The 19,880-nt window shown below is 37.3% G+C and carries 19 protein-coding genes; 10 read left to right on the top strand and 9 right to left on the bottom strand.

All coding sequences use genetic code 11. The features are described 5' to 3' along the window. The first annotated feature begins 106 nt into the window (after positions 1-106). From MT391_RS14410 to MT391_RS14385, 6 genes are all read left to right on the top strand, one after another. A complete protein-coding gene (locus MT391_RS14410; protein ID WP_166368408.1) occupies positions 107-400 on the top strand; it encodes an ArsR/SmtB family transcription factor in 294 nt (97 codons plus the stop codon). Positions 401-716: 316 nt separating this feature from the next. Beyond that, a complete protein-coding gene (gene otnI / locus MT391_RS14405) occupies positions 717-1,493 on the top strand; it encodes a 2-oxo-tetronate isomerase (protein WP_499498694.1) in 777 nt (258 codons plus the stop codon). A gap of 908 nt (positions 1,494-2,401) precedes the next feature. After that, on the top strand, positions 2,402-3,241 hold the full coding sequence (gene kduI / locus MT391_RS14400) for a 5-dehydro-4-deoxy-D-glucuronate isomerase (RefSeq protein WP_166368424.1): 840 nt from the start codon (positions 2,402-2,404) through the stop codon (positions 3,239-3,241). A 31-nt stretch (positions 3,242-3,272) separates the two neighbouring features. Beyond that, positions 3,273-4,253: a TRAP transporter substrate-binding protein gene (locus MT391_RS14395; RefSeq protein ID WP_166368426.1), complete on the top strand. Its 981-nt coding sequence runs from the start codon at positions 3,273-3,275 to the stop codon at positions 4,251-4,253. Between the two features lie 55 nt (positions 4,254-4,308). Then, entirely contained in the window at positions 4,309-4,854 is a 546-nt protein-coding gene (locus tag MT391_RS14390; protein ID WP_499439141.1) for a TRAP transporter small permease, read from the top strand. Beyond that, on the top strand, positions 4,854-6,161 hold the full coding sequence (locus MT391_RS14385) for a TRAP transporter large permease (protein ID WP_166368430.1): 1,308 nt from the start codon (positions 4,854-4,856) through the stop codon (positions 6,159-6,161). The genes MT391_RS14390 and MT391_RS14385 overlap by 1 nt, the downstream gene beginning before the upstream one ends. 180 nt (positions 6,162-6,341) lie before the next feature. Here the strand turns inward: MT391_RS14385 and MT391_RS14380 are convergent, their stop codons facing one another. Beyond that, the gene (locus tag MT391_RS14380) at positions 6,342-7,112 is read right to left on the bottom strand and encodes an FCD domain-containing protein (protein WP_499498692.1); all 771 of its coding nucleotides are present in this window, start codon (positions 7,110-7,112) and stop codon (positions 6,342-6,344) included. Between the two features lie 469 nt (positions 7,113-7,581). Here MT391_RS14380 and MT391_RS14375 point away from each other — a divergent pair, with 469 nt between their 5' ends. The 3 genes from MT391_RS14375 to MT391_RS14365 are packed head-to-tail and all read left to right on the top strand — an operon-like array spanning position 7,582 to position 11,065. After that, on the top strand, positions 7,582-9,021 hold the full coding sequence (locus tag MT391_RS14375; protein ID WP_499498690.1) for a mannitol dehydrogenase family protein: 1,440 nt from the start codon (positions 7,582-7,584) through the stop codon (positions 9,019-9,021). A gap of 2 nt (positions 9,022-9,023) precedes the next feature. Next, positions 9,024-10,040 carry a zinc-binding alcohol dehydrogenase family protein gene (locus tag MT391_RS14370; protein ID WP_166368436.1) on the top strand — a complete coding sequence of 339 codons (1,017 nt, stop codon included), beginning with the start codon at positions 9,024-9,026 and terminating at the stop codon, positions 10,038-10,040. Positions 10,041-10,057: 17 nt separating this feature from the next. Then, positions 10,058-11,065 (top strand): Ldh family oxidoreductase, encoded by a 1,008-nt coding sequence (locus MT391_RS14365; RefSeq protein ID WP_499498688.1) that lies wholly within the window; start codon positions 10,058-10,060, stop codon positions 11,063-11,065. 84 nt (positions 11,066-11,149) lie between these two features. Here MT391_RS14365 and MT391_RS14360 read toward each other — a convergent pair whose 3' ends face one another. From MT391_RS14360 to MT391_RS14340, 5 genes are all read right to left on the bottom strand, one after another. Further along, a complete protein-coding gene (locus tag MT391_RS14360) occupies positions 11,150-11,917 on the bottom strand; it encodes an IclR family transcriptional regulator (protein ID WP_166368440.1) in 768 nt (255 codons plus the stop codon). A gap of 401 nt (positions 11,918-12,318) precedes the next feature. Beyond that, positions 12,319-13,206 (bottom strand): SMP-30/gluconolactonase/LRE family protein, encoded by an 888-nt coding sequence (locus MT391_RS14355; protein ID WP_166368442.1) that lies wholly within the window; start codon positions 13,204-13,206, stop codon positions 12,319-12,321. A gap of 11 nt (positions 13,207-13,217) precedes the next feature. Next, entirely contained in the window at positions 13,218-14,333 is a 1,116-nt protein-coding gene (locus MT391_RS14350; RefSeq protein ID WP_166368444.1) for a substrate-binding domain-containing protein, read from the bottom strand. Next, on the bottom strand, positions 14,333-15,370 hold the full coding sequence (locus MT391_RS14345) for an ABC transporter permease (protein WP_299666600.1): 1,038 nt from the start codon (positions 15,368-15,370) through the stop codon (positions 14,333-14,335). Before MT391_RS14345 ends, MT391_RS14350 begins: the two co-directional genes overlap by 1 nt. Further along, positions 15,357-16,895, bottom strand: a complete 1,539-nt coding sequence (locus MT391_RS14340) for a sugar ABC transporter ATP-binding protein (protein ID WP_166368448.1) — start codon at positions 16,893-16,895, stop codon at positions 15,357-15,359. Before MT391_RS14340 ends, MT391_RS14345 begins: the two co-directional genes overlap by 14 nt. Before the next feature lie 410 nt (positions 16,896-17,305). On the opposite strand from MT391_RS14340, the gene MT391_RS14335 reads away from it, so the two are divergent. Further along, positions 17,306-17,443 (top strand): hypothetical protein, encoded by a 138-nt coding sequence (locus tag MT391_RS14335; protein WP_166368450.1) that lies wholly within the window; start codon positions 17,306-17,308, stop codon positions 17,441-17,443. A gap of 222 nt (positions 17,444-17,665) precedes the next feature. Here MT391_RS14335 and MT391_RS14330 read toward each other — a convergent pair whose 3' ends face one another. From MT391_RS14330 to MT391_RS14320, 3 genes are read right to left on the bottom strand one after another with little or no spacing between them, the layout of a single operon-like run. Next, positions 17,666-17,989 carry a hypothetical protein gene (locus tag MT391_RS14330; RefSeq protein ID WP_299666591.1) on the bottom strand — a complete coding sequence of 108 codons (324 nt, stop codon included), beginning with the start codon at positions 17,987-17,989 and terminating at the stop codon, positions 17,666-17,668. A gap of 50 nt (positions 17,990-18,039) precedes the next feature. Beyond that, positions 18,040-18,990 (bottom strand): transaldolase, encoded by a 951-nt coding sequence (gene tal, locus MT391_RS14325; RefSeq protein WP_499498728.1) that lies wholly within the window; start codon positions 18,988-18,990, stop codon positions 18,040-18,042. Between the two features lie 20 nt (positions 18,991-19,010). Continuing rightward, on the bottom strand, positions 19,011-19,880 hold the full coding sequence (locus tag MT391_RS14320) for an L-ribulose-5-phosphate 3-epimerase (RefSeq protein ID WP_499439150.1): 870 nt from the start codon (positions 19,878-19,880) through the stop codon (positions 19,011-19,013).

Genomic DNA, 19,880 nt, shown 5'->3' with positions numbered 1-19,880 from the left:
ATTGTCCCACCTTTTAATGACTAATGATTGGCACTCTCTAAGATTTCCAGTAATATCGAAATATATAAAATGAAAATCTAACCTATTAAATAGAAAAGGTAAAATAATGGATATTGATGTTGTAGCTAAAGCATTAAAAGAGTTAGGTCACCCAACACGTTTGAGTATTTATAAAAGCGTCGTTCGAGCAGGTTATCAAGGGATCGCGGTGGGCAGCTTACAAGAAAAGCTAGCAATACCCGGCTCTACCCTATCGCATCACATATCCAGCTTGCTTTCAGCAGAACTTATCTCGCAACGCCGTGAAGGACGCACACTTTTTTGTGTCGCCGAATATAAAAAACTACAATCAGTCATTGGATTCTTACAAGATGAATGCTGTATTGATGAAAACAGTTAATATGCATGTGCCGTTCAATATAATGCAATTAAAGGATTCACCCTTTATCACATGATGCGTATAGGCAGACTACCTGTATCCCTTAATACCGCACAGGGGCGCCATAAATTGCGCCATAATCATTAAATTTTCTGATCAGCATCGTACATCTTAATTGCAAATCATCGCCCTATTATTACTGAGACTGATTTTTAGATACTGTTAATAATGCTGAAGAGTTACAAGAAATGGCACAATTAGCATTGTTATTAACAGGCAATCCAACTCGTTACCCAACAGATGCAGAAGTAACAGATTTAAAAGAGAGAGGAAAATAATGTCTAAATTTGCAGCAAACCTAACCATGCTTTTTACTGAAGTTCCATTTTTAGAGCGTTTTGAACGCGCACATAATGCAGGCTTTAAAGCAGTTGAATATTTATTTCCCTATGCCTTTGATGTCGATATTTTAGCAGATAAACTACAACGATATGGCTTTGAGCAAGCACTGTTTAACATGCCTCCTGGCGACTGGGATGCTGGTGAACGTGGTTTTGCAGCAATACCTGGACGCGAACTAGAATTTCAAGAAAGTGTTAAAACAGCACTAACTTACGCTAAAGCACTTAATTGTAAAAAAGTGCATGCAATGTCAGGTATTGTTGATCCACGCTTCACACGTGAACAACATACAAATACTTTTATTAACAATATCCGTTTTGCTGCTGATGCTTTTGCAGAACAAGATATTGAACTGATGATAGAGCCATTAAATACACGCGATGCGCCTAATTACTTTATTGCACATCAACGACAAGCTGCAGATTTAATTAGGCAAGTTGAGCGTGCTAACGTGAAGCTTCAACTGGATCTTTACCACGCTCAAATCATGGATGGTGATCTTACACACCTTATTAATGATCTTGCTGATGTTACTGGCTATATTCAAATTGCCTCTATTCCAAGTAGAAATGAGCCTTTCGAAGGTGAAATCAACTATCCACACTTATTTACAGTACTGGATGACTCTGGATATGACGGTTGGATTGGTTGCGAATATAACCCTAAAAATACAACAGAAGAAGGTTTGGACTGGGTTAAGCCTTACTTATAAACGTCCAATAGCAAGCTAGCCAAATGACCGAACAAAGTGGCTACTAATTTATTTAGTAGCCTATTTAAACTTATTTAAAAGTAAGTTCAAATAGGGGTTCACCATGGATAGTACATTAATAGGTATTTTCCTCGGTATCATGGAATGATGCTAATGATCATAAAAATACGTATCCCATTAGCACTAGCAATATTTGCCACGAATCTTATTATGGGACTGTTTACTGATATGACACCACTGATTGGTTAACCCAATAAAAGAAAAATATCCAGCAACGTAATCACCTGCTATTGCTTAATGTTTTTATAAAAGGTCTAACAATGTTAGACCTTCTTATTTCATCACTACCTAGCGTTTTTCAACGCTTTACTATATCTCTTCTAGATTAAATAAGTACTTGCTACTTAATATCTCAATCCTTTTAACTATCTATATCTCAGTAACAGTTAAATCCTATTTGTACCTCACTACTTCCAACTACAAAGCAAGTTGGTTTACCTTTTTTAAGTTTTTTTCCTTGTATTCCCCCCCCTCATTTTAAAAAAAATTTATTTGGAGAACAAAAAAGTTAAAAACAGGAAAATTAAACAATAAAAAAACAACAACTTAAAAGAAATTACAAAAAACAACAAAACAAAGCAATAAAAGTCATTTTTTGAAACAACGTTTCAATTAAGTTCAATTATTAGATCCCTGTCAAAAATAAAACAAATTGACAACCAATAACATTGATTGGTTAACAATACTGCCGTATTGTACTCACAGACGACTAATTATTAGACGATTAAAATATTTGAATAGCGTTATTTCAGTTACGAATTTTGATGATTTTAATTGTTGCTAACAATAAGAAAAATGCAGCAACTTAATATAAATCAAAGTATTAACGAACTTCACAAGGTGTAAAAATGCATATTAATTATAATAGTAATCCAGTAGACGCAAAAACGTACGATACCACGCGGCTTCGAGATGAGTTCTTAACCGAAGAGATGTTTAAAGATAATGAAATTGTAACTGTATACAGCCATATTGATCGTATTGTGGTAATGGGAGTCTCACCTAAAAACAATAACTTAGTATTAGATGACTTTATTAATAATAAAGATTTTGGTACCGATTTTTTTCTTCAGCGTCGCGAGTTAGGAATGATTAACCTCGGTGGTAAAGCGGAAATAACAACCAAAGAAAAAGTTTATACGTTAAAGCATAAAGATGCTTTATATCTGGGTCAGGGCAATGAAAATATCGTATTTAAATCTTTAGAGAGTGAATCCCCCGCTTTATTATATTGTATTAGCGCACCATCTCACCATATTCATCCTTCTCGCATTATTCGTCTTGAGGATGCAAAGGTCGTAGATTTAGGTGATCAAAGCAATGCAAATGCACGCTGTATTAATCAATACATTCATCCTGATGTTTTACCTACCTCACAGTTATCAATGGGACTAACTTCATTAAAAGCTGGCAGTGTTTGGAACACCATGCCTCCTCATACCCACGAACGTCGTATGGAAGCTTATTTCTATTTTGATATTAAACCACAACAGGTGGTATTTCACTTCATGGGTCAACCGCAAGAAACTCGCCATATTGTTGTTAGAAACCATCAAATGGTGCTATCTCCAAGTTGGTCAATTCACTCAGGATGTGGAACACAAAATTATAGTTTTATTTGGGGAATGCTAGGTGAAAATCTTACATTCGATGATATGGATTTTGTTGATATGAACAAAATTCGTTAATTTTTTATTAATAATGACACGGAGTACAATTATGTCTAAGTTTAAAGTATTAACCCTTGCTACCACTATTGTCGGTGCACTTGGCGTTTTTTCAATGGCGAATGCTGCAACGGAAATAAAAGCAGCCTTCAACCAATCAGATAAACATCCCCAATACACAGCCCTCAACGATTTTGGAAAAAAATTCGCCGAAGCAACTGACGGTCGCTATAAATTGAATATTTTCCCAAATGAATTACTGGGCGATCAACGCGCATCATTAGAATTGGTACAAAATAGTGCAATTCAAATGGCTATAGTTGCTAATCCGCTGGTTGAAAACTACAGTGCAGATTTTGGCATTATTAGCCTGCCATACATATACAGTGGCTATGACCACCAACAAAAAGTATTCACTTCAGGTGTATTAGATAACCTATTCAAACAAACCACGCCAATGGGTTTTGAAGTATTAGCTGCATACACTGGTGGTGCTCGTAGCATGTACACTAAAGAAGGCCCTATCAATACGATTGCAGACATGAAAGGCGTGAAAACGCGAGTGATGCAATCTGATACCATGATTAAGACTCTTTCATGCATGGGTGGCCAAGGCGTTCCAATGGGACAGGGTGAAGTTTACTCAGCAATTCAACAGGGTGTACTTGATGGCGCTGAAAACAGTGAAATCACCTACTACGACCTTAAACAATATGAAGTTGCCCCATTTTATTCAGCGACCCGCCATTTAATGGTGCCAGACTTAGTGATTGTGAGTACTGACTTTATTAATTCAATGTCAGAACAAGATCGAGCTACTTTTAGACGTCTAGCCAAAGAAAGTACTGCTGCTGAATTTGATTTATGGAAGAGCCAAATCAAAGTATCTAAAGAAGCAGCACAGAGCAAAGGAGCTAAGTTTAACGAAGTTGATATCACTCAATTCCAAAAAGCATGTACTCCACTTCAACAAGAGTTAATCAAAACTGCCGCTCAAAAAGAGTTATACAACAAAGTTATTGCTCTGCGATAATTATTTGAGAAATAAGGTCAGGAAAACACTGACCTTATTTTTTCAGGATTAAATTATGCCAAATAATAAATTAAACCGCTTAGTTTCAGTGTTTCAGAAACTTAAATTCGGAATCGATAAAATACTTTCAATTTTTTTAATCGCACTGATGGGATTAATGACCTTACTGGTAACCTATCAAGTCATCGTTCGCTATGTTTTTGATAACCCTAGTGCTTTTAGTGAAGTTGCCTCACGCTACCTATTTATTTGGATGATTCTATTTGGAAGTGCCTATGTTTTTGGATTACGCGAACACATGGCGATCACCTTCATTAAAGATAAATTCAATAAAAAGACACGCATTATTGTTGAAATGTTTATTGAGCTAATCATCGTTATCTTTGCTTATACCGTGATGATTACAGGTGGTTATAACGGCTCTATGCGCCAAATGTGGCAGCTTGATTCTTCATTACAGATCCCAATTGGTGTCATTTATATCGCCATTCCAGCATCTGGAGCAATCATGTTATTTTATTTTATTTGTCATGAAGTGGGCTTTGTTAAACAACTAGCAGACTTAAAGCACGATCAATCACAGCAACGAGGTAATTTATAATGGATATAGCATTAACTGCTTCGCTAATTATGTTTATCGGTGTTGTGGTCCTATTAATTATAGGTGTGCCGATAGCAATGAGTGTGGGAATTTCATCGTTGGCAGCGATGGCAACTATTCTCCCTTACAACGGCGCGTTAACCACGTCTGCACAACGTATGTTTGTTGGCTTAGACTCCTTTGCTTTGCTAGCAATACCTTTTTTTATTCTAGCCGGTAACCTAATGAATAATGGTGGGATTGCAATACGACTAATCAACTTTTCAAAAATTGTGAGCGGCTTCTGTCCCGCAGCCCTTGCACAAACTAATGTAGTATCTAACATGTTATTTGGTTCAATTAGTGGTTCTGGCGTTGCTTCATGTGCAGCTGTTGGTGGCATTATGAGCCCAATTCAGAAAAAAGAAGGTTATGATCCTAAGTTTAGTACCGCGGTAAATATTGCTTCAGCACCAACGGGAATGCTAATACCACCAAGCAACGCTCTGATCGTATACGCTACGGTTGCTGGTAGTGTTTCTATATCTGCATTATTTCTAGGCGGTTATGTGCCCGGTCTTCTATGGGGGCTTGGTGTGATGATTGTGGCTGGAATAATGGGAAAACGTCGAGGATATATCGGTAAGCATTCAATGACACTTAAAGAGTGTATTAAAGTAACCATTGATGCCATTCCTAGTCTGTCATTAATTGTCGTTGTGATTGGAGGTATTCTAGGCGGAGTATTTACTGCAACAGAGGCTTCCGCAATCGCCGTTGTTTATTCAGTTATATTGGGATTTTTTTATCGACAACTGAAAATTAAAGATTTACCAGAAATCCTTTTAAGCACAGTGAAAATGGCTTCGATTGTTATATTTATGATTGGTACATCTTCAATAATGTCTTGGGTGATGGCCTTTACACAAATACCAGGCATGATCGCAGATGGCTTACTTTCACTAACCGATAATCCTATATTAATACTATTAATCATTAACTTAGTGTTATTATTTATCGGCACTTTTATGGACCCAACACCTGCAGTATTAATTTTCACCCCCATTCTCTTACCCATTTGTATGGACTTAGGAATGCACCCAGTACAATTTGGTATTTTGATGGTATTTAATCTATCTTTAGGGACTATCACGCCACCCGTTGGGCCGATCTTATTTACGGGTTGTAAAATAAGCGGTATCAGTATTGATTCGGTTATCAAAACCTTATTACCATTCTTTTTAGTTATCTTCTTAGTACTCATGTTAGTAACATACATTCCAGCTATCTCAATGATGTTACCTACGATGGCAGGCCTAATAATGTAAAAGGTGAAGTAAGCAAGTAGAAGCAGTTTTGTTGCTGAGTGAGTGTGATGGACAGTACCTCACTCAGTGACATTTTTTAATTTAAAGTAATTAAATTAAAACTATAGCCCTCTAAAAAGCCAAAGATCAGCTATTTTCGACAATCAAGCAAGCACTATAAATAAAGAAAATAAAACAAAATTAGATATCTATATTATCCATTTCAGTAGCAAAAAAATAATCATCCATCGATTCATTACTATCATCTATATTAGCCAATTTTAACAACTCTTGCTTACTATTCTCTATATGCTGCCATACTGCTTGGCGTGCAGATTCAGGGGATTTTTTTTGTAACGCCATCAATATTCTTTTGTGATCTTGAATCCAAGTTGTTTGTAATTTTTCTTCATGTAAATACTTATGGTTCAGTTCTTTCCATAACGGGTTTTTAGTGCGGACTAAGTTCCACAAATCACTGGCTTGCTTTATCAACACTCTATTTTGTGTCGATTCCGCGATAAGTCGATGAAATTCTTGATCTAAACTTTCGAATTTTTCACTATCTCCGTTAATCTCATTTTCTTGCTGCCTCAATACACTTTTTAACTCTCTAAGCTCATTAAACTTGATTTGGCTGGCAGCAAAAGCAGCGATACTGCTTTCAAGAATTTGTCTAGCTTGTAATAACTCAAAAGGACCAACATCAGAAATTGGAATAAAATTACGTTGATTTAACTCATCTGGAGAATCTATAAAATAGATACCTGCACCTTGTTTAACGACAACTAAACCTTTTAATTCCAACATAATAATAGCTTCACGGATAGTTGCACGACTTGTATCAAGTCGCTCACTTAGCTCTCGTTCAGATGGCAGGCGTTGACCTGCTTTAAATACACCCGTATGCAGCAACTCTTCAATTTGTAAACCAATTTCAAAATATCTTCTCTTTGTCGCTGCTTTATCCATTTTAAACTTCCTCATGATGGATTATCAATTCTATAACGCCTGATAATAACGAAAAGCCCTACAATGAGCAAGGAAAGGCAAGCACTATAAGGACTAGCGACACAAAGCTTAACTTAAAAAATTAATAATGGAGGTTCAATAAATGAGCTCAAAGTAAATCATGGCTTATCAGTTACTTTGTCAAAAGTTGATTCCCAATGAAATTGGTTGATAAAAATTAAAAATTTTAATATTGCACTATTATCAGCCGGCTATTTATAACAATTAATTTAAATATCCCTCAAAGCTAGAAACATAAAAAATAACTATAAATCAACAAATTAAGAAAAACAAACTAAGAAATCAAAAATAATGAGCTTGCTTCAAGATCACATTTCAAGACTTTGCTTATTTTCCCTATGGAAATTGGTTGTCCAATTGTAGATAATGGTTAACACAGAGAGATAAAACATAAATAGGTAGCCTTCTGATGAACAAATTTGAACAACAGGGTCATTTTGATTTACATACAACTTACAATCGTTCTGATTTAACTTCTCGCATTGTACACATAGGATTTGGAGCATTTCATCGCGGTCATCAAGCGGTTTATAACGATGTCACTAATCAGGAAAGTAGTGACCTTTGGGGGATCTGTGAAGTAAGCATGTTTAGCTCCATTGAGCCCCTGAAAATTCAAGATTGTTGTTTTAGTGTTGTTGAACAGTCAGCAGAGAAAACAAGTACACGCTTAATTAGAACAGTTTCAGAAGCGTTGGACGGTCGCCATGATGGTATTCAAGCAATTATTAAAAAAATAGCTGAACCACAAGTAGCGATAGTGTCTTTAACGGTTACTGAAAAAGGTTACTGCATCGATCCTCAAACGCGTCAGTTAGATATTAAAAATGAACATGTCATACATGATTTAGAGTCAGAAGGCCTACCTAAAACTGTTATTGGTTTACTCGTTCAAGCTTTAAAACAAAGAATGCTCAATGGACAAAGTGGTTTAAGTATTATGTCCTGTGACAACATTCCTGAAAACGGCATTTTAACGCGTAATGCAGTGATTGGTTTTGCACAACAGAAAGATGCAATGTTGGCAGATTGGATAGTTAAAAAAGTATCTTTCCCGAGCACAATGGTCGACCGAATAGTCCCCGCGATGCAAGTTGAAGAGTATGCATTAATAGAGAAACTGACTAATGTAAAAGATCAGGTCGGTGTGGTATGCGAAGATTTTTCACAATGGGTGATTGAAGATAAGTTCATTGCAGGTAGACCTAATTGGGCACTTGCTGGCGCATTATTTGTAGATGATGTTGTGCCCTATGAAGAAATGAAGTTACGTATGTTAAATGGCAGCCACTCATTTTTAGCTTATAACGGCTCCCTTGCTGGTTATGAGTTTATTTATCAATGTATGCAAGACAATAGTCTAAAACAAGTCACTAAAAACTTGATGGAAGAGCAGTCTCACTCCTTAAAAAAAGGACTGAATGTTGATATAAATGAATATATTAATCTACTTCTACAACGTTTCAGCAACCCTAAAATTAAACATAAAACAGCGCAAATTGCGATGGATGGCTCTCAAAAACTACCACAACGCGCATTAGATCCTTTTTTAACCTTACAAACAACAGGCTGCCATAGCATTTATATTCCAATCATGGTCGCGGGTTGGGCACATTACATCATCAACTCCATCAACAACCATGTCGATGTTAAAGATCCTCTCGCTTCTCAATTTATTGAGATCGTCGAAACAGCATCTAGCCCTCAGCAAGCGTTACAGCAGTTATTAAACATAGAAAGAATCTTTGGAAAACCAAACCAGGCACTATTTAACCTAGTGAATAAAGCCTTTGAAGAAATTAGTGATAAGGGTATTTGTGCCTTTATAGAAAAATTAAATAAGGAATAAAGATGAAAACGCTTATTTGTAATGAACCACATTCTATTGAATACATTGAACGTGATATTCCAACTATCCAACCCAATGAAGTGTTATTGAAAATAAAATCTGTTGGTATTTGCGGCACTGATATTCATGCTTATACAGGTAACCAACCTTTCTTTTCTTATCCTCGCGTATTAGGCCATGAAATGAGTGGCACCGTGAGCCAAGTAGGCAGTGATTGTAAGGATATTACACAGGGTCAACGCTGTGCTGTTATTCCCGCCATTCCATGTGGTCAATGTGCCGCCTGTGCCGAAGGGAAAACAAACTGCTGTGAAGATATTTCTCTTTATGGCGTACATCAAGATGGCGGATTTTCTGAATATTTAGCCGTATTAGAAGATAACTTGGTGAAGCTACCTGATAACGTTAGCGATAGCCAAGGATCTATCGTTGAGTGTTTTTCTATTGGGGCTCACTCAGTTAGACGGGCAGAAATAAAGCCAGGACAGAATGTATTAGTTATTGGTGCAGGACCAATAGGGCTTGGCGTTGCTTCGATTGCAAAAGCAGAAGGTGCAAATGTAATTATTGCAGATGTATCAGATGCACGTAGAGAACATGCAGAAAGCTTATTACAAATAACAGCGCTAAATCCAATGTCTGAAACGTATGTTGATGATTTAAAATCAACATTTAAAGGGCGACTCCCATGCGTATTAATGGATGCGACAGGAAATAAAGCCTCAATGAGCCGCTCCGTTGAACTCATTCGACATGGAGGAAAGATTGTATTTATCGGCTTATATATTGGTGATTTAGTACTGGATGATCCCACTTTCCATAAAAAAGAAACCACCCTATTAAGTAGTCGTAATGCAACGAGACAAGACTTTGAACGTGTCATCGAATTAATGTCGTTAGGTAAAATAGACGAAAAAATAATGAAAAATAAAGAATACGACTTTCATACTTTTGGGAATACCTATAAAGAAAATGTGGTGGAAAATAAGTCTTTAGTTAAAGGCATCATTAAATTTTAAGCGAAGGGAACCAAAACATGACAACTCAACTTATATTTGCAGAAGAACTCAATAAACTCGCTTTTGATAAATTGCATGGTGCAGGGCTGGATCAAGAAACAGCACAAAAAGTAGCAGATGTATTAGTTCATGCTGATATCACCGGTGTCCATTCCCACGGTGTAATGCGTATAGAACATTATTGTAAACGCCTTGCAGCAGGTGGTTTAAATAAAACAGCTAATTTTTCAATTGAACAAATATCTCCCTCCGTAGCAATTTTAGATTCAGATGATGGGATGGGACATGCGGCATTAATTGCAGCCACAGAGCACGGTATTAAATTAGCTGCTGAAACAGGACTTGGTTTTGTCAGTATAAAAAACACCTCGCATTGTGGTGCATTGTCATACTTCATGGAGCAAGCAACGGACCAAGGAATGATTGCTATTGCAATGACACAAACAGATACCTGCGTTGCTCCCTATGGTGGTGCAACTCGGTTTATTGGAACAAACCCTCTGGCATTTGGATTCCCAGTAGAAGGGAGTACACCAATGATTGTTGATTTTGCAACCAGTGCCACCGCATTTGGTAAACTATTATTAGCTAAAGAATCGGGTAAACCAATTGAGAAAGGTTTAGCGATAGATGCTAATGGATATGAAACAACAGATGCCAATGAAGCCGTCACATTATTACCTTTCGGAGGCCATAAAGGGACAGGTATTGCACTTGCAATCGATGCGTTAACAGGAGTATTAATGGGCGCTGAATATGGTAATCACATAGTCAGAATGTATGATGAATATGACAAAATGCGAAAATTAGCTAGTTTAGTTATTGTCATTGATCCACGTAAATTAGGTTCGCCTCTATTTCCCGTTATCATGGCAATGATGGTCAAAGAATTACAGGCTGCGCCACCAGCACCAGGAGTTGAAAAGGTGTTAGCACCTAATGACATTCAGGTCGAGTATAAAGCAAAATGCCAAAAAGAAGGTATTCCCATTAAGACCGCGTTGTATCAATTCTTAACAAGTTAAGGTATTAATTTCAATACGCTACGGTCGCCGTTAGCAGTCTCTAGAATGAGCTTGCTAACGGTGTATTAGTAGCAAGCTAGTCACTTATTTATCTACTTTTTGCCCTAGTTTTGCAGAGACAAATGCTGAAAACTCATGTAATTCATCTATTAGCTTACTTTGACCATAACGCTTAATCTCAGGGGTTAAACCAGACACACTAATCGCATAAGAGACGATGCCATTAATTTCCAAAGGCACACCGATACAAGTAATACCTGATTCATTTCCTTCACCATCTAATGCAAACATACGCTCTTTAATACTGTCTAGTGCTGCAAAAAATGTAGTTTTATCACTGATGGTATTATCACTGAAGTGCTGTAATTTGTTCAAATCTTGGCAATGTGAAGCCCAGTATTTCTCTTTATCCTGTAGTGAAAAATTGGCCAAAATCACTTTGCCACAAGCCGCATTAAGCAAAGAGGAAGTTAAGCCAGTATGCGCATTAGTATGGAAAATAGAAGCCCGAGATTCTTCTTTTTTTAACAAAATAACGTTATCAAAATCACGGCGCTGTAAATTGATTGTAAAACCCACTCGATTAGCTAAATCTGACATATGAGGCGTAATATCCATCAGTAAGGCATCATTATGTATGACGTTGTAACCTAATGAGATCATTTTAGTCGTTAACTGATACAAGCCGCTTGAGCGTTGGCTGATATAGCCATTTTGGTTTAAACACTTACAAATTCGATGCAGTGTTGGTTTAGGGTAAGGCAATTCCTTCCCTAATTGCTCTAATGTAATACCATTGGAATAATTAGCTATTTTTTCAAGCACTTCGAAAGTTTTATTAACTGATTGCATAGTATATTTGCCCGTTTGCCTGCATTTTTTATTTTAGTTATTTGCTCATCAATCTTTATTGTTACTTTTTGTAGCAATTAAACCAATGTAAGTGGGGATAGTTTACTATTATTACATACGCTAATCACTCGATACCGTGTAATGGTACTAGCGACAATGTATTAAACGAGGAGAATTTAAAGGTAATAATATGATAACCCGGCTTTATCCCCTGATAGATAGAATGTGCCATATTACATGATTGCAGCACAATATACCTGCTGACCTTTAAGCGTATCGTTGCCTTTAGTTGAGAATATAAGCACAAGGCTTAAAATAAGTGGCATAGCGTCAAGGTTTGCTGATTTGTTCACATCCCTCTAGCATAGCCACTTAAGGTTAACTTAATAGCGAGCTTTCTTTTAACTCAGCTTGCTTAAATAAGCGGTATCAATATCTATCGCATACACTGAAGTTGATGCTGTGATATATAGCGTTTTCTCTGCACTATCAAAGGTGCAATTAGAAACCGTTTCGGTGGTCGCAATTTTACCTAATAATTGCATCTCTTTACTAAGCACTAATATGCCTTCAGAAGAACTTAAATAAAGCGTCCCAAATTGATCAACTGTCATGCCATCCGGTATACCATGCTCCACTTCATACACTAAACGGCCATTCGATAAAGTACTACCATTAACATCAAAGGCTTTTAAATGTTTTAAACCTTGCGTTGGAAAATCCACAATGGACATATCAGCGACATAAAGTATTGATTCATCCGGAGAGAACACAAGACCATTTGGCCTTTGCACATCAGTGGTAGCGATCGTCAATTGCTCCGTTTTAGGATCATAACAATAGACATAACAACCGACTATTTGGCTTTCTGATTTAAACCCCTCATCATCACTAATAATGCCGTAGGGAGGATCTGTAAACCAAATCGTTTGGTCAGATTTTCGTTCAACTAAGTCGTTAGGTGAGTTTAATCGCTTACCATCCAACTTTTCGATAATCACCTTCGCAATAGCTAAATTATCTTTAGACCTTAAAGAGATACATCTTCGCCCATGTTCACAGGAAATAACATCGCCGCTGCTTAAGGTGCAATTACCGTTAGCATAATTAGATTGGTCCGTGACTAACAAAGTTGATTGGGTATCAACATCATAAAGGTGTAACGCCCCTTTTTTAACATCTGAAAACAATAGTTGGTTAGAGTGCGGCAACCAAGCCGCACCTTCACACCAAATATGTCCTTCGCTGACTCGTCGTAATGGCGAGACAATTGCTTCAGAAAATGGCATGTTTATCTCCTCTATTTAGCATTCCAAGACGCAGAGTAATAAGCACGGTAATTGTTATCAGGATCATAAAGGTTATCATCCCCACCATTACTATGAATGTTATCGGCAGTCACCAAATGTACTGGTGTTACGTAACCACTAATAGGTTGATCTTGGAAGATACGATTAAACTCATCAATAACTTGCCAGCCATGTAAACTCAATGGTTCAGCTACTGTTGCTACCTGAAAATCACCATTACGAATTCTTTCAAATGCCGATTCACTACCATCACCCGCAGAGATGTTATAAGGTGCATCACCTTTTTTCTTACCCGCTGATCTTAATGCTGGAGACATATAATCGAAATAGAGATCATTGATCGCTAATGTATAATTATATTTTTCACCGTGTTTTTGCACTAAAGAGTAAGTCAGCTGTGGAATACGTGATGACGTGTTCGCTAGCGGTGTATCTTCATAACCTAATACCGAACAACCTTCACATTTTTCAATGTAAGATTTCATTACATCCGCTTTATGAACAGCAATGCTGTACAGGCCGTCGGTCAATATAACAACGTTAGCTTTCCCCTCTGATTTAGCAATTGCATACATCGCAGATACACGGGCTACATCATCAGCTGAACTCGTAATATTGGTTTCAATAAATAAATCTTTGATAGGGCCAGGATCAGGCGTTGCATGCCAACTCACTAACTTGATACCTAATTTATTAGCTTTACGTAATGTCGGCACCATAGTATTTGGTGTAAACCCACCTATCACAATCCCATCTGGCTGTAAGGCAAGGGCTTGTTTTACCGCAGATGATTGCGATGGCACACTACCCGCACCATCCAATACTCTGACATTCCAGCCAATCGCTTCAGATGCTTCCTCAAATCCTTTTACCACGCCAGCGACACCACTATTTTTTAAGTCCGATGCGATAAAGATAACTGTTTTATCTTTAACTGCGGCAGGTCCTGCAGGCAAAGAAAAAACACTATTAGTTTCACCTGATGCTTCAGCAACCACTTGCTTTGCCATATCAACATATTGTTGGGCACTGCTGGTGTCAGCATTTGCGTAGCTTGCTAGTGATGTGATCACTGCAAAGCTCAAATATTTCATTGTCTTTTTCATTATTTCACCTTTACGTTGTTTTTAGTTGCGGTTTGTTTTCGTTTTTGACTAAAACCAGCCAAGGTAATAGCCACTAGTAAAATTGCGCCGTTAAATAAGGGTTCGACGAAGAAAGGAGTACCCAGTTGTTGTAAACCTGAGATACCAACACTTACCAAGGAGACGCCAATAATGGTGCCCCATACATTCACTCTGCCAGCTCTAAATGTGGTTGACCCTAAAAAAGCCCCCACTAAAGCAGGTAACATAAAATCTTGTCCAACCGAAGAGGAACCAATACCGATATGTGAAGCTAACAACACACTAGCAAAGGCGATCAGGCCATCGGAAACAACATAAGATCCGATATAACAAGCCTTTGTATTAATACCATTTAAGGTTGCTGTATTAGGGTTCGCACCTACCGCATACAACTTTCTGCCCAGCGCTGTATATTCAGTTAACAACCACAAAGCAAAAGTGATTGCTGCGAGATAAAACACCACAACAGGCAAGCCAAATATTTCAAAACCACTTAAATTATAAAAACTTTCAGGTAAAGCACCGACGATTTGACGACCATCCGTATGCCAAAGTGAAATAGCATAAATCACTGTGCCGGTTCCTAATGTTGCAACAAATGAATCAATGTCAGCTAATGCTACTAACATGCCATTTAGCACACCATATAAGCAGCCACATAAGACAACTATAATTGCCGCAACTTCCCATGAAAAACCGTAACGTTGTTGTAGTGTAATGACTAAAACATGCCAAAACGTAACACCAAAACCTACATTCAGATTCATCTTGCCTGTCACCATAGTGACCATTGCAGCTAGCGCCAGAATCGCGACCACACTCTTTTCACTGAGGATCGCCTGTAGCGTTAACATCGAGAAAAAAGTATCTGTGGTGGCACTAAACAATATAATTAATAAGACGGTTAGTATTAATAAGCCATATCTCATTAATACTTGTGTGACCATGTTTCCTAAACCTAGCTTCATCGTCACTTCTGTTTCTAACGCGGTAGACTTAATATTAGATGTTGACATGTTGTACCTCTTCTACTTTTGAACCTGACGCGTACTTCAATAAATTTGATAAAGTCACATCTTCTTGAATTAACTCTTTCACGACTCGTCCACGGTTAAAGACTAACGCGCGATTTGATATATTAACGACCTCTTCAAAGTCGCTTGAAATAACGATCACAGCGAGACCATTGTTAATCGCTTTTTGCATTATTTTGTATATTTCAGAGCGTGCACCTATATCAACGCCAGCAGTTGGGTTATCTAAAATCATGACTGGTTTATTCATATTGAACCATCTAGCGAGGATAATTTTTTGCTGGTTGCCACCACTCATAGCATTGATAGCAATGTCAGGATCTCTTGGTCTAACCGTATACTCGAGCATCGCTTGTAATGTCGATGACTGCTCTTTTTCCTTGGATAAAAACGATAAATCGTTCTTGCCTAAGTTCTTCGGATTTAAGTTTAAATTTTCCAAAGCACTCATTGATCCGCAAATACTTTCTTTTACGCGGTCTGCTGCGACCATCGCTATACCACTGGCAATACTATTTGCTGGTGAGGAAATATTCGCTGGCTGCCCATTAATCACTACACTGCCACTGTGAATATTTAAGCGACCAAATAACGATTGGCCTATTGCCTCTTGCCCTGCGTTTCTCAACCCAACTAAAGAAATTAGCTCACCTTTTCGTAGCGTCATATTAAAAGGGTCAAGGTCGCCCACCTGTAGATTTTTTATATCTAAAACAATGTCAGCGGTTGAGTTTAATGGCGTTCTATAACTCATCTCTTTTTTCATACCAACGATTAACGTCACTAAATCATCTAATGAATAATCTTTAACTAAACCAGAGCCCACCATTTTTCCATCACGTAACACCACCACATCATCACAAATATCATGAATTTCATCTAAACGGTGTGAAACATAAATCATGCCTACACCTTGAGACTTCAAACGCTTAAGTACATCAAACATGCGCCCGACATCACTCGCTACTAAAGATGCTGTTGGTTCATCCAATATCAACACCTCTGCATCAGCTATCAGCGCACGAGCAATCGTTAACAATGCTTTTTCAGCAGCGCTCAAGTTAAAAATACGCTCAGAAGCTTTTGCATCTAAGCCCACTAAGTTAAGAACTTCAGTTGCTTTTTTTTCAGCTTCTTTCCAATTAATTAAGCCCCACTTTTTAGGAAAACCTAACGTTAACCCAATATTTTCGGTAACTGTCATCCATTCAATCAATCCCAAATCTTGATGGATAAATGCAATCGGTGATTTACCAGAACGATTCAGAACAGTGGCATCTTCTATCGACTTGTCCTTAAAAAGAATGTCACCGCTGGTTTTTTTATTAATGCCAGCCAAGGTTTTTATTAAAGTCGATTTGCCAGCACCATTTTCTCCTAATAAAGCAACGCACCGGCCTGGGTGCACATTAAAAGAAGCAGACTCTAACGCTACAAAATTAAAAAACCGTTTCGTCAGGTTATTAATCGAAAGCAAACTACCTTCGGGGGTCTCTACAAATCTCATACAATCCTCTTATATTGTCTTTTTAATATAAGGACTAAATTCCACAATGTGGAATATCATTCCGATAAATTCCATATTATAGTAGTGATAGTCATTGAAATAAGATGTGATTCACCTCCTAATTTAAATCTATTGGTTCACTAATCTCAGTTTAATTGATCTTCATCCCATTAAAATCACTTACTAAAAACAAGGTTTTATAAGTAAAAATGAACAGATGAAATGCAAAAAATAGCCATGAAAAGCTTAGCTATAACGCATTATTTTTTGATATTTTTAGGTAGGTCGTTGATCTAATTTGAATTTATTATTAATCTGAAGAGGTAATAATATTACAATGTAAAGTTGACTTGAGTCACAGTTTTGAGCATAATATGTACGAATTCATTATATAAGTAAGGAAATTACGTATGAATACTACAACTTTAGATAACTCAGTAAAAAATTTAGACAACGTTTCAGCATTTGCTGATAAAGCATTTTTCTTCGCGAAAATGGCGATTGTGATGAGTGCAATTATTTTAGTAGAAGTGTCAGCTTGGGTTTAATTAATCATTTTTGTAATTAAAAATGAAAATATATAATTAAAAACGAAAACATAATATAGAAAAAAGTCTCCCTTTTTGGGGTACCAATAGCACTTATTACAAGCAACACAATAAAAAAACGCCAGTAATGATCCACTACTGACGCCTCTTGTTTAACAATCATCCATATTCTTATGCTGATACAGGCTTAGTACACTTCGCCTAGCACAGCAATCAAATGTATTAATCCTGAATAAGATTCATGTGATGCACTCTAATGTTATATTTTTCAATAATTTTCTTAGTTGCATTCATACTCTGTATTCTTTGCTCAGAATCTAAAGCCTGTTGCATTAATGCCTTGTTCGCATAACTATGCTGCATTATTAACAATACTTCCTGATGCGCTTCAGACTCAATAAACTCAGGCTTACTTAATACAACACCTTGATTGTGAGGAAAAGTATTAATAATAGGTGCAACAACCTGTTGCATATATTGATAAAAATCTTCTTTTTCTTCAGCACTCAAGTTGGCTTCAAAAAATGCCGTTCTTAAAATAGTCATTCAGTACTTCCTTTGTAACCTATTAAACAGTTAAACCAAGCTTTAGCAGATTATAATTTAGCTGCAATCATCGCTTCAAGTTTGCCTTGGTCGAGTGCAAAGTTTCGAAGACCTTCTGCCAGTTTTTCAACTGCCATTGGGTCTTGATTATGCTCCCATAAAAACTCAGCTTCGCTCATTGCTTCAGGGCGATCTTGCTGTGTTTGAGCGGGTTGTAATTTAACTTCAACATCACCATCTGACTGTTCTAATTTTTGCAATAAATCAGGGCTGATCGTTAATCTGTCACAACCTGCTAATTCCAGAATTTCACCTACGTTTCTAAAACTAGCTCCCATCACTACGGTTTTGTAATTATGCGCTTTGTAATAATCATAAATTTGGCTAACAGACTGTACACCAGGATCTTCACTGGCTTCAAAATCTTGTCCTTGCTTCGCTTTATACCAATCCATAATACGACCAACAAAAGGCGAAATTAAAAAGACACCGGCTTCAGCACAAGCACGCGCTTGAGCGAATGAAAATAACAGAGTTAAATTACAGTTAATGCCTTCTTTTTCAAGTTGCTCGGCAGCACGTATACCCTGCCAAGTAGCCGCCAACTTAATCAAGATACGATCATTCTTAATACCAGCATCGTTATACATTTTGATTAACTGACGTGCTTTAGCAATACTGCCCTCGCAATCATAGGAAAGGCATGCATCGACTTCTGTTGAAATACGCCCTGGGACAACGTTTAATATCTCTTTACCAATGCTTACCGCTAACATGTCACAGGCTGCTTGGACTTGTTCTTTACTGTCTTCACTTTGTGTTTTTGCATAGGCAATCGCTTGATCCATTAAAGGTGCATAATCACTTAATTGTGCCGCTTTTAGAATCAAAGAAGGGTTAGTTGTTGCATCTTGAGGATGATATTTTTGAATCGCTTGAATATCGCCAGTATCAGCAACCACTACGGTTAGTTTTTTAAGCTGTTCTAATTTATTCATTATTACTATTCCACCTCTTATATTTATAGTGCAAAGCCTGCCGCATTAGCAATGGTTTTTAATTTGCTTCTAGCTGCTTTAATATCATCTAACCATTGATCATTTTGCGCCCACATTTCAATAACGAGGGGAGCGCTATAATCAATCTCAGCTAATGTTTTAAAGATCGCTGGGAAGTCCACTTGCCCCTCACCAATAACTAAATCTCTAAATTGGCCTTTACAGGTTTCAGAAACACGCAGCGTATCTTTTAGATGTATTTGCACAATATGGTCACGCGATAATTTCAACTCTGTACACACGTCATAATTCCAACCAGTAATGTTACCCACATCAGGATAAGCCATAAAAAATGGAGATGGAATTTCACGCTTTAACACTTCAAACTTACTTAATGAGTTAAGGTATGGTGTATCCATGATCTCTACACCAAGCATGATCCCTGCTCTTTCAGCCATTTTAGTCGCTTGTTGCATGCCATCAATAAAACGCAAATGAGTTTCCTCTGACTGCGGTTCATAAAACACATCGTAACCCGCCATTTGAATACAACGAATACCTAGCTTATAAGCCAGTGCGATTGCTTTTTCCATGATCACTAATGACTCAGTTCTAATAGCATCGTCCATTGAACCAAATGGAAATTTTCTATGCGCACTTAAACACATAGATTGCAAAGGCATTTCATGCTCTTCACATAAACGGCGCAAAGCATATATTTCTTGATCACTCCAATCTAAACGCGCACGACGTTCATCAGTTTCATCCACAGATATTTCTACAAAATCAAATCCCGCTTGTTTAGCATTGATTAAACGCTCTTCCCACGTTAATGAGGTTGGCATCGCTTTTTCATAAATACCCAAACGAAACTTATTCTTTAAATTAAACAT

The sequence above is a fragment of the Vibrio sp. 1-Bac 57 genome (assembly GCF_037546855.1).
Classification (GTDB): domain Bacteria; phylum Pseudomonadota; class Gammaproteobacteria; order Enterobacterales; family Psychromonadaceae; genus Psychromonas.
The sequence above is the reverse complement of the archived record's forward strand: the minus strand, read 5'-3'. Positions and strand labels throughout refer to the sequence as shown.

What these genes read in the sequence shown, in the direction of transcription:
- MT391_RS14410 (WP_166368408.1), top strand. Translation starts at nt 107, where the DNA reads ATGGATATTGATGTTGTAGCTAAAGCATTAAAAGAGTTAGGTCACCCA.
- otnI (WP_499498694.1), top strand. Translation starts at nt 717, where the DNA reads ATGTCTAAATTTGCAGCAAACCTAACCATGCTTTTTACTGAAGTTCCA.
- kduI (WP_166368424.1), top strand. Translation starts at nt 2,402, where the DNA reads ATGCATATTAATTATAATAGTAATCCAGTAGACGCAAAAACGTACGAT.
- MT391_RS14395 (WP_166368426.1), top strand. Translation starts at nt 3,273, where the DNA reads ATGTCTAAGTTTAAAGTATTAACCCTTGCTACCACTATTGTCGGTGCA.
- MT391_RS14390 (WP_499439141.1), top strand. Translation starts at nt 4,309, where the DNA reads ATGCCAAATAATAAATTAAACCGCTTAGTTTCAGTGTTTCAGAAACTT.
- MT391_RS14385 (WP_166368430.1), top strand. Translation starts at nt 4,854, where the DNA reads ATGGATATAGCATTAACTGCTTCGCTAATTATGTTTATCGGTGTTGTG.
- MT391_RS14380 (WP_499498692.1), bottom strand. Translation starts at nt 7,112, where the DNA reads ATGGATAAAGCAGCGACAAAGAGAAGATATTTTGAAATTGGTTTACAA.
- MT391_RS14375 (WP_499498690.1), top strand. Translation starts at nt 7,582, where the DNA reads ATGAACAAATTTGAACAACAGGGTCATTTTGATTTACATACAACTTAC.
- MT391_RS14370 (WP_166368436.1), top strand. Translation starts at nt 9,024, where the DNA reads ATGAAAACGCTTATTTGTAATGAACCACATTCTATTGAATACATTGAA.
- MT391_RS14365 (WP_499498688.1), top strand. Translation starts at nt 10,058, where the DNA reads ATGACAACTCAACTTATATTTGCAGAAGAACTCAATAAACTCGCTTTT.
- MT391_RS14360 (WP_166368440.1), bottom strand. Translation starts at nt 11,917, where the DNA reads ATGCAATCAGTTAATAAAACTTTCGAAGTGCTTGAAAAAATAGCTAAT.
- MT391_RS14355 (WP_166368442.1), bottom strand. Translation starts at nt 13,206, where the DNA reads ATGCCATTTTCTGAAGCAATTGTCTCGCCATTACGACGAGTCAGCGAA.
- MT391_RS14350 (WP_166368444.1), bottom strand. Translation starts at nt 14,333, where the DNA reads ATGAAAAAGACAATGAAATATTTGAGCTTTGCAGTGATCACATCACTA.
- MT391_RS14345 (WP_299666600.1), bottom strand. Translation starts at nt 15,370, where the DNA reads ATGTCAACATCTAATATTAAGTCTACCGCGTTAGAAACAGAAGTGACG.
- MT391_RS14340 (WP_166368448.1), bottom strand. Translation starts at nt 16,895, where the DNA reads ATGAGATTTGTAGAGACCCCCGAAGGTAGTTTGCTTTCGATTAATAAC.
- MT391_RS14335 (WP_166368450.1), top strand. Translation starts at nt 17,306, where the DNA reads ATGAATACTACAACTTTAGATAACTCAGTAAAAAATTTAGACAACGTT.
- MT391_RS14330 (WP_299666591.1), bottom strand. Translation starts at nt 17,989, where the DNA reads ATGACTATTTTAAGAACGGCATTTTTTGAAGCCAACTTGAGTGCTGAA.
- MT391_RS14320 (WP_499439150.1), bottom strand. Translation starts at nt 19,880, where the DNA reads ATGTTTAATTTAAAGAATAAGTTTCGTTTGGGTATTTATGAAAAAGCG.